This is a genomic window from Citrobacter telavivensis (assembly GCF_041807075.1).
Taxonomy (GTDB): domain Bacteria; phylum Pseudomonadota; class Gammaproteobacteria; order Enterobacterales; family Enterobacteriaceae; genus Citrobacter_A; species Citrobacter_A telavivensis.
Genome location: NZ_JBGUBF010000002.1, coordinates 23,726 through 38,440, shown reverse-complemented (window position 1 = coordinate 38,440; position 14,715 = coordinate 23,726). Strand labels below are relative to the sequence as shown.

At 54.2% G+C, this 14,715-nt stretch carries 16 protein-coding genes; 8 read left to right on the top strand and 8 right to left on the bottom strand.

The window, feature by feature from the left end; translation table 11 throughout:
* Nucleotides 1–51: 51 nt before the first annotated feature.
* A complete protein-coding gene (gene paeA / locus ACERJC_RS11440; RefSeq protein WP_046495436.1) occupies nt 52–1,389 on the top strand; it encodes a polyamine export protein PaeA in 1,338 nt (445 codons plus the stop codon).
* An 81-nt stretch (nt 1,390–1,470) separates the two neighbouring features.
* On the opposite strand, the gene ACERJC_RS11435 is transcribed toward paeA, so the two are convergent.
* Nucleotides 1,471–1,677, bottom strand: coding sequence for a DUF1107 domain-containing protein (locus ACERJC_RS11435; RefSeq protein ID WP_004857160.1), 207 nt, complete (start codon nt 1,675–1,677; stop codon nt 1,471–1,473).
* Between the two features lie 323 nt (nt 1,678–2,000).
* On the opposite strand from ACERJC_RS11435, the gene ACERJC_RS11430 reads away from it, so the two are divergent.
* A complete protein-coding gene (locus tag ACERJC_RS11430; RefSeq protein ID WP_152401707.1) occupies nt 2,001–2,558 on the top strand; it encodes a YtfJ family protein in 558 nt (185 codons plus the stop codon).
* Here the strand turns inward: ACERJC_RS11430 and cysQ are convergent.
* Entirely contained in the window at nt 2,548–3,288 is a 741-nt protein-coding gene (gene cysQ / locus ACERJC_RS11425; protein WP_152401704.1) for a 3'(2'),5'-bisphosphate nucleotidase CysQ, read from the bottom strand. The genes ACERJC_RS11430 and cysQ overlap by 11 nt on opposite strands.
* Before the next feature lie 188 nt (nt 3,289–3,476).
* Here cysQ and cpdB point away from each other — a divergent pair, with 188 nt between their 5' ends.
* On the top strand, nt 3,477–5,420 hold the full coding sequence (gene cpdB / locus ACERJC_RS11420) for a 2',3'-cyclic-nucleotide 2'-phosphodiesterase (protein WP_373671711.1): 1,944 nt from the start codon (nt 3,477–3,479) through the stop codon (nt 5,418–5,420).
* 38 nt (nt 5,421–5,458) lie between these two features.
* Here the strand turns inward: cpdB and ACERJC_RS11415 are convergent, their stop codons facing one another.
* Entirely contained in the window at nt 5,459–5,839 is a 381-nt protein-coding gene (locus ACERJC_RS11415; RefSeq protein WP_371895031.1) for a winged helix-turn-helix transcriptional regulator, read from the bottom strand.
* 90 nt (nt 5,840–5,929) lie between these two features.
* On the opposite strand from ACERJC_RS11415, the gene ACERJC_RS11410 reads away from it, so the two are divergent.
* From ACERJC_RS11410 to ytfE, 4 genes are all read left to right on the top strand, one after another.
* On the top strand, nt 5,930–6,778 hold the full coding sequence (locus tag ACERJC_RS11410; protein WP_371895030.1) for an SDR family oxidoreductase: 849 nt from the start codon (nt 5,930–5,932) through the stop codon (nt 6,776–6,778).
* A gap of 81 nt (nt 6,779–6,859) precedes the next feature.
* Nucleotides 6,860–7,684, top strand: a complete 825-nt coding sequence (locus ACERJC_RS11405; protein WP_373671710.1) for an AraC family transcriptional regulator — start codon at nt 6,860–6,862, stop codon at nt 7,682–7,684.
* 76 nt (nt 7,685–7,760) lie between these two features.
* Nucleotides 7,761–8,732: a DMT family transporter gene (locus ACERJC_RS11400; protein WP_178825160.1), complete on the top strand. Its 972-nt coding sequence runs from the start codon at nt 7,761–7,763 to the stop codon at nt 8,730–8,732.
* Between the two features lie 126 nt (nt 8,733–8,858).
* Nucleotides 8,859–9,521 carry an iron-sulfur cluster repair protein YtfE gene (gene ytfE, locus ACERJC_RS11395; protein WP_371895029.1) on the top strand — a complete coding sequence of 221 codons (663 nt, stop codon included), beginning with the start codon at nt 8,859–8,861 and terminating at the stop codon, nt 9,519–9,521.
* 99 nt (nt 9,522–9,620) lie between these two features.
* On the opposite strand, the gene cycA is transcribed toward ytfE, so the two are convergent.
* Together cycA and bamJ are read right to left on the bottom strand one after the other, a co-directional pair.
* Nucleotides 9,621–11,030 carry a D-serine/D-alanine/glycine transporter gene (gene cycA, locus ACERJC_RS11390; RefSeq protein WP_286631170.1) on the bottom strand — a complete coding sequence of 470 codons (1,410 nt, stop codon included), beginning with the start codon at nt 11,028–11,030 and terminating at the stop codon, nt 9,621–9,623.
* A gap of 323 nt (nt 11,031–11,353) precedes the next feature.
* Nucleotides 11,354–11,974 carry a BamJ family beta-barrel-assembly machinery protein gene (gene bamJ, locus ACERJC_RS11385; protein WP_152401692.1) on the bottom strand — a complete coding sequence of 207 codons (621 nt, stop codon included), beginning with the start codon at nt 11,972–11,974 and terminating at the stop codon, nt 11,354–11,356.
* Between the two features lie 221 nt (nt 11,975–12,195).
* On the opposite strand from bamJ, the gene ACERJC_RS11380 reads away from it, so the two are divergent.
* Nucleotides 12,196–12,840 (top strand): LysM-like peptidoglycan-binding domain-containing protein, encoded by a 645-nt coding sequence (locus ACERJC_RS11380; RefSeq protein WP_152401690.1) that lies wholly within the window; start codon nt 12,196–12,198, stop codon nt 12,838–12,840.
* A 78-nt stretch (nt 12,841–12,918) separates the two neighbouring features.
* On the opposite strand, the gene ACERJC_RS11375 is transcribed toward ACERJC_RS11380, so the two are convergent.
* From ACERJC_RS11375 to rpsR, 3 genes are all read right to left on the bottom strand, one after another.
* Nucleotides 12,919–13,848, bottom strand: coding sequence for a DMT family transporter (locus ACERJC_RS11375; RefSeq protein ID WP_373671709.1), 930 nt, complete (start codon nt 13,846–13,848; stop codon nt 12,919–12,921).
* 144 nt (nt 13,849–13,992) lie between these two features.
* Entirely contained in the window at nt 13,993–14,442 is a 450-nt protein-coding gene (gene rplI / locus ACERJC_RS11370; RefSeq protein WP_152401685.1) for a 50S ribosomal protein L9, read from the bottom strand.
* A gap of 41 nt (nt 14,443–14,483) precedes the next feature.
* Nucleotides 14,484–14,711 (bottom strand): 30S ribosomal protein S18, encoded by a 228-nt coding sequence (gene rpsR / locus ACERJC_RS11365; RefSeq protein ID WP_000135199.1) that lies wholly within the window; start codon nt 14,709–14,711, stop codon nt 14,484–14,486.
* Nucleotides 14,712–14,715 lie beyond the last annotated feature (4 nt).

Sequence of the window (14,715 nt, the reverse complement as noted above, 5' to 3'; positions counted from 1 at the left end):
GGATTTATCAATTTCCCTTCCGAGGATCTGACCTGAACGGTTAGATAAAATATGTTAAACAGTATTTTCATTATTCTTTGCCTGATAGCCGTGAGTGCGTTCTTCTCGATATCCGAGATCTCACTTGCCGCTTCACGTAAAATTAAGCTCAAACTGCTGGCCGATGAAGGCAATCTCAATGCGCAACGCGTGTTGAAAATGCAGGAAAACCCAGGGATGTTCTTCACGGTGGTGCAAATCGGTCTGAACGCGGTCGCTATTCTTGGCGGTATCGTGGGCGACGCCGCATTTTCTCCCGCCTTCAATGCGTTATTTTCTCGCTACATATCGCCAGAGCTCTCTGAGCAGTTGAGTTTTATCCTCTCCTTCTCGCTGGTCACCGGTATGTTTATCCTCTTCGCGGACTTAACCCCGAAACGCATCGGTATGATTGCGCCAGAAGCTGTGGCTTTGCGTATCATCAACCCGATGCGCTTCTGTCTGTTTGTTTTCACGCCGCTGGTGTGGTTCTTCAATGGGTTAGCGAACGTGATCTTCCGCATCTTCAAGCTGCCGATGGTACGCAAAGATGACATCACGTCTGATGATATCTATGCCGTGGTGGAAGCTGGCGCGCTCGCAGGCGTGTTGCGTAAACAGGAACATGAGCTGATTGAGAACGTGTTCGAGCTGGAGTCGCGTACCGTACCGTCATCCATGACGTCGCGTGAAAACGTGATCTGGTTCGATCTGCATGAAGACGAGCAGAGTCTGAAGAATAAAGTGGCGGAACATCCGCACTCCAAGTTCCTCGTCTGTAACGAAGATATTGACCACATCATTGGTTATGTCGACTCGAAAGATTTACTGAATCGCGTCCTGGCGAATCAAAGCATGGCGCTGAACAGCGGCGTGCAGATCCGTAACACACTGATTGTGCCAGACACGCTGACCCTTTCAGAAGCGCTGGAAAGCTTCAAAACGGCCGGTGAAGACTTCGCGGTAATCATGAACGAATACGCGCTGGTCGTGGGTATCATCACCCTGAATGACGTCATGACGACGCTGATGGGCGATCTGGTCGGCCAGGGTCTGGAAGAACAGATTGTGGCGCGCGACGAGAACTCCTGGCTGATTGACGGCGGTACGCCGATCGATGACGTGATGCGTGTGCTGGATATCGATGAATTCCCGCAGTCGGGCAACTACGAGACGATTGGCGGCTTTATGATGTTCATGCTGCGTAAAATCCCCAAACGTACCGATTCCGTGAAGTTCTCGGGCTACAAATTCGAAGTGGTGGATATTGATAACTACCGTATCGATCAGTTGCTGGTGACCCGTCTTGACAGTAAACCGAGCGTACTGGTACCAAAACTGCCGGATGCGCAGGAAGACGTGAAAGCGTAGTTTGCGCCCGTCAGGCCTGCTTCAGAAACATCAACGGCTCCCAGTGGGAGCCGTTTTTTAAACTACTGCATAGCACTTTGGTTAAGCCATCTCAGTTTGCAGACGCAGAACCTGACGGTTGACTTCGGACATCACAGACAGATGCTGTTTATCCTTCACTTTTGGGATAAGAATCTTGCCCTTATCAAACTCAAAAGCGCCAACGTCCTTGATATATAACCGTCCACGAAACAGGATCTTCACGTACTTCGCCACTTGCAGTGGGTTGTACCGTTGGAAAATTTTCATTGTTATCTCCTGCTTAAGTCACGCCCTTGTGGCTCCACAATCGGTCCAACCGTTCTAAGGCGCAAAATTTAATGCCATTTGACTATAGACTATCTGTACGATGTTTCCAGCGCGTATAAGTTTATTTACCTTTTCATTACAGTTAATCAGAATCATCTCTGAATCACGGCGCTGTCCTCAGTATAAGCCTTCGTTTTTCGCAGGATTTGTGCGCCCGTCCGCAAACTGGCATCGCTCTTGCGGGAAAAAGCATCATTCGCACATATGATTAAAAATCAGACCTAAGTGGTCGGATCACCTGCAAACAATAAGAAGGAAACACCATGACCTTACGTAAGATTCTGGCGCTGGCGTGCCTGTTAGCGCCGATGATGGCCTCCGCGCATAGCTTCGAAACGGGCCAGCGCGTCCCGCCGGTAGGGATTGCCGATCGCGGCGAATTGATTCTTGAAAATGATAAATTCAGCTATAAAAGCTGGAACAGCGCGCAGTTGCCCGGGAAGGTGCGCATCCTTCAGCACATCGCCGGACGCACCTCCGCCAAAGAAAAAAATGCGACGCTGATTGAAGCCATCAAAGCGGCAAAACTGCCCCATGACGTTTACCAGACCACGACTGTCGTCAACACCGACGATGCCATTCCAGGCTCCGGTATGTTTGTGCGCAGCAGCCTCGAGAGCAATAAGAAGCTCTACCCGTGGTCGCAGTTTATCGTCGACAGTGACGGCGTGGCCCGTAAGGCCTGGCAACTGGATGAAGAGAGTTCAGCTATCGCGGTGCTCGATAAAGACGGTCGCGTACAGTGGGCGAAGGACGGGGCGCTGACCCAGGAAGAGGTGCAGCAGGTGATTGCCCTGCTGCACAAGTTGCTCAATAAATAGAGACCCGGAAGCCGGGGTTCAGGAACGATTCACGCGGGGTGTAGTCCAACGGCTTACCCTGCCAGTCGTGAACGTGTGCCCCGGCGGCGGCTGCAACGGCATGGCCTGCCGCCGTGTCCCAGACGTTGGTCGGTCCAAAACGCGGGTACAGTTGCGCCTGTCCCTCCGCCACCAGGCAGAACTTCAGCGACGAACCAATCGACGTCGTCTGGTGCTCACCCAGTTGCTGCAAATATTCTTTCAGTTCGTTATCGGCATGGGAACGGCTAATTACCACCAGCGGCGGGCGGGCGTCGCGGACCTGAATTTGCTTGCGCACGTTGCACTCTTCTTTCCAGGCTTTACCTTCCGCCGCGCTGTACATCACCTTCATGACCGGTGCGTAGACCACGCCCAGTACCGGCTTACCCTTCTCGATAAGCGCAATATTCACGGTGAACTCACCGTTACGTTTGATGAACTCTTTGGTGCCATCCAGCGGGTCGACTAACCAGTAGCGCTGCCAGTGCTGGCGTACTTCCCAGGCCGGCGGATCTTCTTCTGAGAGGACCGGAATATCCGGCGTCAGCGTCGTTAAGCCTTCGAGAATCACTGCGTGCGCGGCGAGATCGGCCGCGGTTACCGGAGAATCGTCCTGCTTGCTGGCAATCTCCATCGGTTTGACTCCATCATAGACCTGCATAATGGCATCGCCCGCGTTCCGTGCAAGCTGGCATACGTGTTCTAACATTCTCCACCTCGTTTGTGGCAGTGGCGTTAACTCATTGTTTTACTTATACCCGATCAGAGGCGAATCCGCCAACTGTGATAGTGTCTGCGGTTTTGCTTGCTAAACTGATGCATGATTCACAGTTCTGTAAGCAAGAAGATTTATATACATTTTCTTTTGTGGCTTAGATCTGAAAAGGATGCCCCCTGATGATTAAGTTTAGTGCAACGCTCCTGGCCACGCTGATCGCGGCCAGCGTGAATGCCGCAACCGTCGACCTGCGGATAATGGAAACCACTGATTTACATAGCAACATGATGGATTTCGATTATTACAAAGATACCGCAACCGAAAAATTCGGACTGGTACGTACCGCAAGCCTGATTAACGCCGCGCGCAATGAAGCAAAAAACAGCGTGCTGGTCGATAATGGCGATCTGATTCAGGGCAGTCCGCTGGGCGACTATATGGCGGCCAAAGGGTTGAAAGACGGTGATATCCATCCGGTCTATAAGGCGCTGAATACGCTGGATTACGCAGTGGGTAACCTCGGTAACCATGAATTTAACTACGGCCTGGAGTATCTGCAAAAGGCGCTGGCTGGTGCCAGGTTCCCCTACGTTAACGCCAATATCATCGACGTTAAGACCAAGAAGCCGTTGTTTACCCCCTATCTCATCAAAAAGACTGACGTCGTCGATCAGGAAGGCCACAAGCAGACGCTGAACATCGGCTATATCGGGTTTGTTCCTCCGCAGATCATGACCTGGGATAAAGCGAACCTGAGCGGTAAAGTGACGGTTAACGACATTACCGCCACCGCGCGCCAGTATGTCCCGGAAATGCGCGAAAAAGGGGCCGATGTGGTGGTAGTGATTGCGCATTCAGGGCTCTCTGCTGACCCCTACCAGAGCATGGCGGAGAACTCCGTTTATTATCTCAGCGACGTGCCCGGCGTGGACGCAATCATGTTTGGTCATGCCCACGCGGTCTTCCCCGGTAAAGACTTTGCCAGCATCAAAGGCGCAGATATCGCGAAAGGGACGCTGAACGGCGTACCGGCGGTGATGCCAGGCATGTGGGGCGATCATCTGGGCGTGGTGGATCTGGTGCTCAATAACGACAGCGGCAAATGGCAGGTGACGCAGGCCAAAGCCGAAGCGCGCCCCATTTACGACGCGGCCGCGAAGAAATCACTCGCTGCCGAAGACAGCAAACTGGTGGATATTCTGAAAGCCGACCACGACGCCACCCGTGAATTCGTCAGTAAGCCTATCGGTAAATCCGCCGATAATATGTACAGCTATCTGGCGCTGGTGCAGGACGATCCGACCGTTCAGGTGGTCAACAACGCGCAGAAAGCCTATGTCGAACACTTCATTCAGGGCGACCCGGACCTGGCGAAACTGCCGGTGCTTTCCGCCGCTGCGCCGTTTAAAGTCGGCGGGCGCAAGAACGATCCGGCCAGTTTTGTCGAGGTCGAAAAAGGCCAGTTGACCTTCCGTAATGCTGCCGACCTCTATCTGTACCCGAACACGCTGGTGGTTGTAAAAGCCAGCGGCAAAGAGGTGAAAGAGTGGCTTGAGTGCTCAGCCGGACAGTTTAATCAAATCGATAGCACCAGCAGCAAGCCGCAGTCGCTCATTAACTGGGAGGGTTTCCGCACCTATAACTTCGATGTCATCGATGGTGTGGAATACCAGATTGATGTCTCGCAGCCCGCACGTTATGACGGCGAATGCCAGACGGTCAATCCGACAGCGGAAAGGATTAAAAATCTGACCTTCAACGGCAAGCCGATTGATCCCAATGCCACCTTCCTGGTCGCCACCAATAACTATCGCGCCTATGGCGGTAAGTTTGCCGGAACCGGTGACAATCATATTGCTTTTGCGTCACCGGATGAGAACCGCTCGGTGCTGGCGGCATGGATTGGCGCGCAATCTAAACGCGCCGGGGAAATTCATCCGGCTGCCGATAACAACTGGCGTCTGGCGCCGATTCACAGCAAGACGAAACTGGATATCCGTTTCGAAACGTCGCCGAGTGATAAAGCCACCGCGTTTATCAAAGAGAAAGGGCAATACCCTATGCAGCACGTCGCCACCGATGATATTGGTTTCGCGATTTATCAGATAGATTTAAGCAAATAACGTTAATGCCGGAGGGCACGCCGCCATCCGGCAACGTTTTACGCCGCCCGTTCTTCCCGTTGTGCTAACACCTGTGGCAAATTTAACTCAATCCAGTCCGCCAGTGCGGCAACTTTGTCACTGACCTGCTCGCCCAACGGAGTCAGGCTGTACTCCACATGCGGCGGCACAACCGGATACGATACCCGTTTGATAAACCCATCCTGCTCCAACGCCTGCAAAGACTGCGCCAGCATCTTCTCGCTCACGCCGCCCATTTTACGGCGCAGATCGCTGAAACGGTGAGTGCCGTCGCGTAGCGCCACCAGAATCAACACGCCCCAGCGGCTGGTCACATGCTTTAACACCTCACGCGACGGACACTGCTCAGCAAACAAATTGCCGTCACGGAGTTGTTGAGAAAGGGTCGGTGCACTCATCTTTATACTTACCTTTTTGTGCGTACTTACTAAAAGTAAGTTTAAGTGCTAGCTTTATAAAACACAAGCGACACATTAAGGAGTCATCCCATGATTGCCATTACCGGCGCGACGGGCCAACTGGGCCAACACGTTATTGAGAATCTGCTGAAAACCATTCCAGCCAGCCAGATTGTTGCGATAGTTCGTAACCCGGCGAAAGCCAGCGCATTAAGCCAACAGGGAATCACCGTACGTCAGGCGGATTACCGCGACGAAACCACATTTACCCAAGCGTTGCAGGGTGTCGACAAGCTGCTGCTGATTTCCTCCAGTGAAGTGGGACAGCGTGCCGCTCAGCACCGTAACGTCATTAATGCGGCAAAGGCGGCGAAAGTGAAATTTATCGCTTACACCAGCCTGTTGCATGCCGACCGTTCTCCGCTGGGCCTGCACGTCGAACACATCGAAACCGAGAAGATGCTGGCAGACTCCGGTATTGCCCACGCGCTGCTGCGTAACGGTTGGTATACCGAAAACTATCTTGCCAGCGTCCCCCCCGCGCTGGAGCATGGCGTGTTTATCGGTGCCGCAGGCGAAGGCAAAATTGCCTCCGCAACCCGCGCTGACTACGCCGCCGCCGCCGCACAGGTCATCAGTACAGAAGGTCATGCCGGTAACGTGTATGAACTGGCAGGCGATGAATCCTGGACGCTGAGCCAGCTGGCCGCTGAACTGAGCAAACAAAGCGGTAAACAGGTCGTCTATCAGAACCTGAGCGAAGCTGATTTCGCCGCCGCGTTGAAGGGCGCAGGCCTGCCAGCGGGTCTGGCGGATATGCTGGCCGATTCAGACACCGGGGCATCCAAAGGCGGTCTGTTCGATGACAGCCACACGCTGAGCAAACTGATCGGTCGCCCAACCACTCCGCTGGCCGAAAGCATCAAAGGCATTCTGTAAGTGTTAAAAATCGGTTAATTATGGTGGCATCCCCGCGCATCCTCTCTGATAATGACAGGATGATGCGTGGGGAGAGAAAACGTGCAAGGTGTACCTGAGCAGTTTAGCGATGAAAAAGACCGTGCCCGCTTTCGCCATCTGGCGCAGGTACCGGGCGTTGAGCTGTATCACGCGCACATTTCACGCTACGCCTTTGAACCGCACACCCACGAAGCGTTCGGCATTGGCGCGATAGAAGCCGGAGCCGAGCGTTTTCGCTATCGCGGCACGCAGTACGTTGCCCCTGCCCACTCGGTCGTGACGATGAATCCGGATGAGTTGCATACCGGCGAGGCCGAAACCGCCGACGGCTGGCGCTACCGGATGATCTATCTGGAACCCGACCTGCTGGAAAAAGTGTCCGGGGTCCGTCACTGGTGGTTTCATGACGTCACGCGTCACGATCCGCTCCGCTCGCGTCAGATCTGTTCGCTAATCCACGGCCTGTGGCACACCGACGATCCCTTAGCGCAAAAAGGGTTGCTGTTGGATCTGATAGACACCTTCCAGCCGCTGGCGCGCCATGCTCCGGTGTCGCGGGAAGGTGCGCATCGCTTTGATCGCGTGCGCGACTATTTGCATGACAACTACATGCGGCCGATCGCTCTCGACGAACTGGCACGCGTTGCCTCGCTAAGCCCCTGGCATTTTCAACGTCAGTTCAAAGCCCATTTCCACGTGACGCCGCATCAGATGCTGATGGCAATCCGCCTGTGGCGAGCGAAAGGTTTTCTGACTCTCGGCATGCCGGCAGCAGATGTTGCCGCCGCGACCGGCCTGACCGATCAGTCCCACCTCACCCGCGCCTTTACCCATCGCTATGGCATTACTCCTGTACGCTATCAAAAGCAGGTTTATTCGCGCTAATGCGCAAGCTCATACAATACGCACGCCTGTTCCCCGCCTACACTTTTCGTCATGTTTAACGTTGTGGATGTAAAGCATGATTAGCGGTGTGTTGTACGCCCTGCTGGCAGGGTTGATGTGGGGACTGATTTTTGTCGGGCCGTTGATCGTGCCGGAATATCCGGCGGTGCTGCAGTCGATGGGACGCTACCTGGCATTAGGCTTGATTGCCCTGCCGCTGGCATGGCTCGGGCGCGTGCGTCTGCGACAATTGTCACCGAAAGACTGGCTGACCGCGCTGGCGCTAACCATGATGGGCAACCTGATTTACTACGTCTGCCTTGCCAGCGCCATTCAGCGTACCGGCGCGCCGGTCTCAACGATGATCATCGGTACGCTGCCGGTCGTCATTCCGGTGTTTGCAAACCTGCTGTACAGCCATCGCGACGGCAGGCTCTCCTGGCGACGACTGGCGCCCGCGCTGGTGCTGATTGGCATCGGGTTGTTGTGCGTGAACATTGCGGAACTCAACCAGGGCCTGCCTGATTTCAGCGGCTGGCGTTACGGTTCCGGTATTGCGCTGGCGCTGGTGTCGGTGGTGTGTTGGGCCTGGTATGCGCTGCGCAACGCCCGCTGGCTGCGGGAGAATCCGGATAAACACCCGATGATGTGGGCGACCGCGCAGGCGCTGGTGACGCTGCCCGTGTCGCTGCTGGGCTACCTCGCCGCCTGCCTCTGGCTGCACGGGCAAACGCCTGACTTCGCCCTGCCGTTCGGCCCGCGACCGGCGGTGTTTGTCGGCCTGATGGTGGCGATTGCGGTGTTATGCTCATGGGTGGGGGCGCTATGCTGGAATATTGCCAGCCAGCGGTTACCGACGGTGATCCTCGGCCCGTTGATCGTGTTCGAAACGCTGGCGGGTTTGCTGTATACCTTTATCTTACGCCAGACTCTTCCCCCCGCGCTGACTCTCAGCGGTATCGCCTTGCTGGTTGTCGGCGTGGTGGTGGCGGTCAGAGCAAAACCGGAAAAACCGCGCGTCATTCCGCTTTCGGAGCCGGGCAGTTAACCCTTCCCCCCGCGTTCTCGTTCGTCATTGCGCCATCACAAAAGGTCCTGCCCCGAAAGAGTTATAGCGCCCGATTAAAGTTGTATTTAAAATACAACTTATATTATTGAGAATGAGGTAACGGCTATGGCTTATCGCGATCAACCTTTAGGTGAACTGGCGCTCTCTATCCCTCGCGCTTCGGCACTGTTTCGTAAGTACGATATGGATTACTGCTGTGGCGGTAAGCAGACGCTGGCGCGTGCTGCCGCCCGTAAAGAGCTGGATGTTGACGCCATCGAAGCACAACTGGCACAACTGGCACAACAGCCGATCGATAAAGACTGGCGCACCGCGCCGCTGGCCGACATTATCGACCACATCATCGTGCGCTATCACGACAGACACCGCGAGCAGTTGCCGGAACTGATCCTACAGGCCACCAAAGTTGAACGCGTTCATGCCGATAAGCCCAATGTACCGAAAGGTCTGGCGAAGTATCTGACCATGCTGCATCAGGAGCTTTCAAACCACATGATGAAAGAGGAGCAGATCCTGTTCCCGATGATCAAACAGGGCATGGGCAGCCAGGCGATGGGGCCGATCAGCGTCATGGAAAGTGAACATGATGACGCGGGGGAACTGCTGGAAGTGATTAAACATACCACCCAGAATGTGACGATCCCGCCAGAAGCGTGCACCACCTGGAAAGCGATGTACAACGGCATCAATGAGATGATTGATGATCTGATGGAACACATCAGCCTGGAAAATAATGTATTGTTTCCTCGGGCGTTAGCGGGGGAGTAAATAAAATGCCCGGTGGCGCTAACGCTTACCGGGCCTACGGGAACTCACCGTATCGACGTTTTGTAGGCCGGATAAGCGCAGCGCCATCCGGCAATCGAATTAACGAACGCCTGCCATCCGCTTCTTACCAATCAGCCACCAGCCCAGACCCAGCGCAATGAACCACAGCGGCGTGACGATCAGCGCCTGACGGGTATCATCTTCAAGGGTCAACAGCACCAGAACGAAGACGAAGAACGCCATGCACACCCAGCACATCACCTTACCCAGCGGCATTTTGTAGATCGACTTCTCATGCAGATGTGGACGCTGTTTGCGATACACCAGATATGAGCACAGGATGATGGTCCAGACGAACATAAACAGGATTGCTGACACGGTGGTGATCATGGTGAACGCGCCAATCACGCTCGGATTGACATACAGCATGACCACGCCGCCCAGCAGGCAGATACAGGAGAAGGTCAATCCTTTCGCCGGTACCGCGCGTTTAGACAGCTTGGCAAACGCTTTTGGCGCTACGCCTTCCTGTGCCAGACCAAACAGCATACGGCTGGTGGAGAACACGCCGCTGTTGGCCGATGACGCCGCAGACGTCAGAACCACGAAGTTAATCACGCTCGCGGCAGCAGGCAGGCCCACCAGTACGAACAGTTCAACGAACGGACTCTTATCCGGCACCACGGAACTCCACGGCGTCACGGACATAATGACGATCAGCGCAAAGACGTAGAACATGATGATACGAATCGGAATCGAGTTGATGGCGCGCGGCAGGGATTTCTCCGGATCTTTGGTTTCCGCTGCCGTCGTCCCGACCAGTTCGATCCCGACAAAGGCGAACACCGCAATCTGGAAACCGGCAAAGAAGCCGCTAATGCCTTTCGGGAACCAGCCGCCGTCATTCCACAGATGCGCAAACGAGGCTTCCACACCGGTTGGCGACTGGAAATGCATGGCAATCATCACCAGGCCGACAATGATCAGCGACACGATGGCGACGATTTTGATCATCGCGAACCAGAACTCCATCTCACCAAACATTTTCACGGTGGCGAGGTTGAGGCTCAGCAGCAGGACGACTACCGCCAGTGAGGCGACCCAGTCGGAAAGGCCGGGGAACCAGAACTGCGCGTATGCGGTAATGGCAACGACGTCCGCCATCCCGGTAACCACCCAGCAGAACCAGTAGGTCCAGCCGGTGAAATAACCTGCCCACGGTCCCAGCAGATCCGAAGCAAAGTCGCTAAAAGATTTGTATTCCAGATTCGAGAGCAGCAATTCTCCCATTGCACGCATCACGAAAAAGAGCATGAAGCCGATGATCATATAAACAAAAATGATCGACGGCCCGGCGAGACTGATGGTTTTACCCGACCCCATAAACAGACCCGTGCCAATGGCGCCGCCGATGGCAATAAGCTGGATATGTCGGTTTGTGAGATTGCGCCGTAGCGACTGTTCAGTCGGAGCCTGTTCGTCGGCAGCGACTTTTACCTGATCTACCATGTTTTATTCTTCCTGTACCTGTCTGTGTTGTGCGGGCTCTACGGCCTTTAGTGCGTCTGTTGTGTATCGCTATGATACGACGATCCTGTCTTCAGGACTCATCGATATTAGGTAAGAATCGGCGGGATGAATACTAAGATTTAGATATTATGTTAATTATATGTTTAAAGTGAGTGTCATATCACTCTGGCAACGCGAATTAGCTCACAAAAATACACGCAACTCATGCATTTGCAAGATAAAATTCCGATATCAGACAAACAGGCAGCGTTATTACGTATTTTTCGTCCCCCTCCAGCGTGGAGGGGAACAGAAGTGACTGCTTACAGGATTTCCAGCAGTTCTACGTCAAACACCAGGGTGCTGAACGGCGGGATCGCTGCACCAGCGCCACGTTCGCCGTAAGCCAGTTCCTGAGGAATGGTCAGTTCCCATTTAGAGCCAACCGGCATCAGGGTCAGGGCTTCAATCCAGCCAGGAATAACACCGTTTACCGGGAATTCAGCCGGTTCGCCACGCGCAACGGAGCTGTCAAAGACGGTGCCGTCGATCAGCTTACCGGTGTAGTGAACGCGAACGCGGTCAGTACGGGCCGGGATAGCGCCTTCGCCCTGGGTCAACACGCGGAATTGCAAACCCGACTCCGTGCTGTTCACACCGTCTTTCTCACGGTTTTGTTCCAGATACTTCACGCCATCCGCAGCCATTGCCTGGAAGCGTTCGCGACGTACGGCATCCGCACGTTCATGAATATCACGCAGCGCGCGATGTACCACATCAACCGGCACGGCTGGCTGCTTGCCTTCCAGCGCGTCAGCAATACCGGCAACCAGCGCTTCAGGCAACAGCCCTTCCAGTCCGGATTCGCTCAGTTGCTGTCCTACCTGCAAACCAATGCCGTAGCTTGCTTGCGCTTCGATAGTGTCAAAAGTCGGGGTTGCCATCGTATTTCCTTTCATCGGATATAAAAAGTAGCGGGCAGCATAACAGCCAGGCCTCTCCCGGTAAAATGTTGTCTCGGGGAGGATGACAAATCACGACGAAAAAGAAACAATAGGGATATCCCCCTGGATATGAGCCAAAAGCGGGGAATATCACGAACATCATAGCGTTAGCGGTCTATACTCTATGATTGAGGAACGAGACGCGGAGCAGGAGGAAAGCCATGCCCGGGCGCTTTGAATTAAAACCAACCCTGGCGAAAATCTGGCATGCACCGGACAATTTTCGCATTATGGATCCGCTTCCGTCTATGCATCGCCGCGGCATTATCATTGCGGCGATCGTGCTGGTCATCGGTTTCCTGCTCCCCTCAAATGACACGAACGATGCGCCAGTAGTAACCCGCAACGCGCAGTTGGATCTCCAGTCGCAGTCTCAACCGCCGACCGAAGCACAGCTTCAGGCCCAGCTGGTTACCCCGCAAAACGATCCGGGGCAAGTCGCTCCTGTCGCGCCGGAACCCATTCAGGAAGGCCAGCCGGAAGAGCAGCCCCAGGCACAGCAACCGCAAACCCAGCCTTTCCAGCAAAACAGCGGTATTGACCAGCAGTGGCGCTCTTATCGCGTCGAGCCAGGTAAAACGATGGCGCAATTGTTCCGCGATCACGGATTGCCGCCAACGGACGTGTACGCGATGGCGCAGGTTGAAGGTGCAGGCAAGCCGCTCAGTAATCTGCAAAATGGGCAGATGGTGCAAATTCGTCAAAATGCGAATGGCGTGGTAACCGGGCTGACCATCGATACCGGAAACAACCAGCAGGTGCTGTTTACCCGTCAGCCTGACGGCAGCTTTATACGCGCACGCTAAGCACAGCGCCATCAGGCATATCAGCGCAGTGCCGGATGGCGGCTTTGCCTTATCCGGCCTACACCTTCACTGGTGGCGTTACCGCTTCACCTTATTGACCCACCATATCCCCGAGCACACCAGCAGCAGTGCCATCGCGTATTTCCACTCCAGGATATTCTCGCCGAGGAAAATCGCGGACAGTACCGCGCCAGAGACCGGGATCAGGAAGTTAAACGGCGCAATCATCCCCACGCGGTTGTACTTGAGCAAAATGCTCCACAGCGCAAACGCCAGCGAAGAAAGCAACGTCAGGTAACCGAGAATCGCCACCGACGCGAGACCGTGGACCGCCAGTGTGCCGCCAAAGGCATAACCGCCAATGACCAACACCAGGCCGCCGATCCCTAGCTGGTAGCCCGTCATCACCGTCGGATCGACTGTCTGAGAGATTCGCTTACCGTAAAGCGTCGCGGCGGAGAGAATAAATGCCGCCAGCACAATCGAACCATCGCCTGCCAGAGTAAAACTAAAATCCAGCAGCCCGCTGTTGAAGTTCACCACCATCACGCCTGCAAAACCGAGAATACAACCCAGCGTTTTGTTGTAGCTCAGCTTATCGTTCTGGTAGATGAAGTGCGCCAGCAGTACGCTGAAGAAGGTGCCCGTGGCATTCATGATCGACCCTTTCACGCCGGTAGTGAACGCCAGGCCGATGTAAAAGAAGATGTATTGCAGCGAAGTCTGCGTCACCCCCAACAGCGTCAGTTGCCCAAACTGCCGGGAACTCAGGCGGCCTATCGGCTTACGTTGCGCCATTGCCAGCAGGAGTAACAGCAGTCCAGCGAACAGGAAGCGGTATCCGGCGAAAACAATTTTGGAGGGGATATCGTCAGCGGCTATCTGGAAAATCTCATAGCCACTTTTTATGGCCGGATAGGCGCTGCCCCAGAGCAAACAACAAAACGCTGCGCTCAGCCAGACGACATTTTTACGCGCAAACAGAGGTTGCGGGTGCAGAGTATCCATTCATCACCACATTGAAATTGTGTTTTATTTTTGGTGATTATCCCGAAAAGGATAAGGAATAGCCAGAGCGAAAAATGAGGGGAGCAGAAAAGTAAAACGCCGACACGAGGCCGGCGTTTCTTACGAGATTGTCAGAATAAAAACTTATTCTGCAACAACGTTAATGGTCAGCTTAGCGAATACTTCGCTGTGAACCTGGAAGTCCACTTCGTGCTCACCAGTGGTACGCAGAACGCCGTTCGGCAGACGAACTTCGCTCTTAGCCACTTCAACGCCAGCTGCATTTACTGCATCAGCGATGTCGCGGGTACCGATGGAACCGAACAGTTTACCTTCGTCGCCTGCTTTAGACGTGATGGTAACAGTTTCCAGTGCGTTGATTTTCTCTGCGCGTGCATTTGCAGCAGCCAGAACGTCAGCCAGTTTAGCTTCCAGTTCAGCGCGACGTGCTTCGAAGTATTCAACGTTTTTCTTGGTAGCAGGAACAGCTTTACCCTGTGGTACCAGGAAGTTACGAGCATAGCCCGCTTTAACGTTAACCTGATCACCCAGGCTACCCAGGTTTGCTACTTTATCAAGCAGAATAACTTGCATTACCTTATCCTCTCAAAGTCGTATTAATGGACCGTGACCGATTACTGATGACGATCAGTGTACGGCAGCAGAGACAGGTAGCGAGCGCGTTTGATAGCGCGAGCCAGCTGACGCTGGTATTTTGCACGGGTACCGGTGATACGGCTTGGGACAATCTTACCGCTTTCGGTGATGTAGTTTTTCAGCGTAGCGATATCTTTATAGTCGATCTCTTGAACGCCTTCCGCGGTGAAACGGCAGAACTTGCGACGACGGAAATAACGTGCCATATGG

Excerpts from the sequence above, each read along its gene's own strand:
- ACERJC_RS11430 (WP_152401707.1), top strand. The coding sequence starts at position 2,001 with ATGACCTTACGTAAGATTCTGGCGCTGGCGTGCCTGTTAGCGCCGATG.
- cysQ (WP_152401704.1), bottom strand. The coding sequence starts at position 3,288 with ATGTTAGAACACGTATGCCAGCTTGCACGGAACGCGGGCGATGCCATT.
- cpdB (WP_373671711.1), top strand. The coding sequence starts at position 3,477 with ATGATTAAGTTTAGTGCAACGCTCCTGGCCACGCTGATCGCGGCCAGC.
- cycA (WP_286631170.1), bottom strand. The coding sequence starts at position 11,030 with ATGGTAGATCAGGTAAAAGTCGCTGCCGACGAACAGGCTCCGACTGAA.
- ACERJC_RS11415 (WP_371895031.1), bottom strand. The coding sequence starts at position 5,839 with ATGAGTGCACCGACCCTTTCTCAACAACTCCGTGACGGCAATTTGTTT.
- bamJ (WP_152401692.1), bottom strand. The coding sequence starts at position 11,974 with ATGGCAACCCCGACTTTTGACACTATCGAAGCGCAAGCAAGCTACGGC.
- rplI (WP_152401685.1), bottom strand. The coding sequence starts at position 14,442 with ATGCAAGTTATTCTGCTTGATAAAGTAGCAAACCTGGGTAGCCTGGGT.
- ACERJC_RS11375 (WP_373671709.1), bottom strand. The coding sequence starts at position 13,848 with ATGGATACTCTGCACCCGCAACCTCTGTTTGCGCGTAAAAATGTCGTC.
- ACERJC_RS11435 (WP_004857160.1), bottom strand. The coding sequence starts at position 1,677 with ATGAAAATTTTCCAACGGTACAACCCACTGCAAGTGGCGAAGTACGTG.
- ytfE (WP_371895029.1), top strand. The coding sequence starts at position 8,859 with ATGGCTTATCGCGATCAACCTTTAGGTGAACTGGCGCTCTCTATCCCT.
- ACERJC_RS11380 (WP_152401690.1), top strand. The coding sequence starts at position 12,196 with ATGCCCGGGCGCTTTGAATTAAAACCAACCCTGGCGAAAATCTGGCAT.
- ACERJC_RS11410 (WP_371895030.1), top strand. The coding sequence starts at position 5,930 with ATGATTGCCATTACCGGCGCGACGGGCCAACTGGGCCAACACGTTATT.
- ACERJC_RS11400 (WP_178825160.1), top strand. The coding sequence starts at position 7,761 with ATGATTAGCGGTGTGTTGTACGCCCTGCTGGCAGGGTTGATGTGGGGA.
- paeA (WP_046495436.1), top strand. The coding sequence starts at position 52 with ATGTTAAACAGTATTTTCATTATTCTTTGCCTGATAGCCGTGAGTGCG.
- rpsR (WP_000135199.1), bottom strand. The coding sequence starts at position 14,711 with ATGGCACGTTATTTCCGTCGTCGCAAGTTCTGCCGTTTCACCGCGGAA.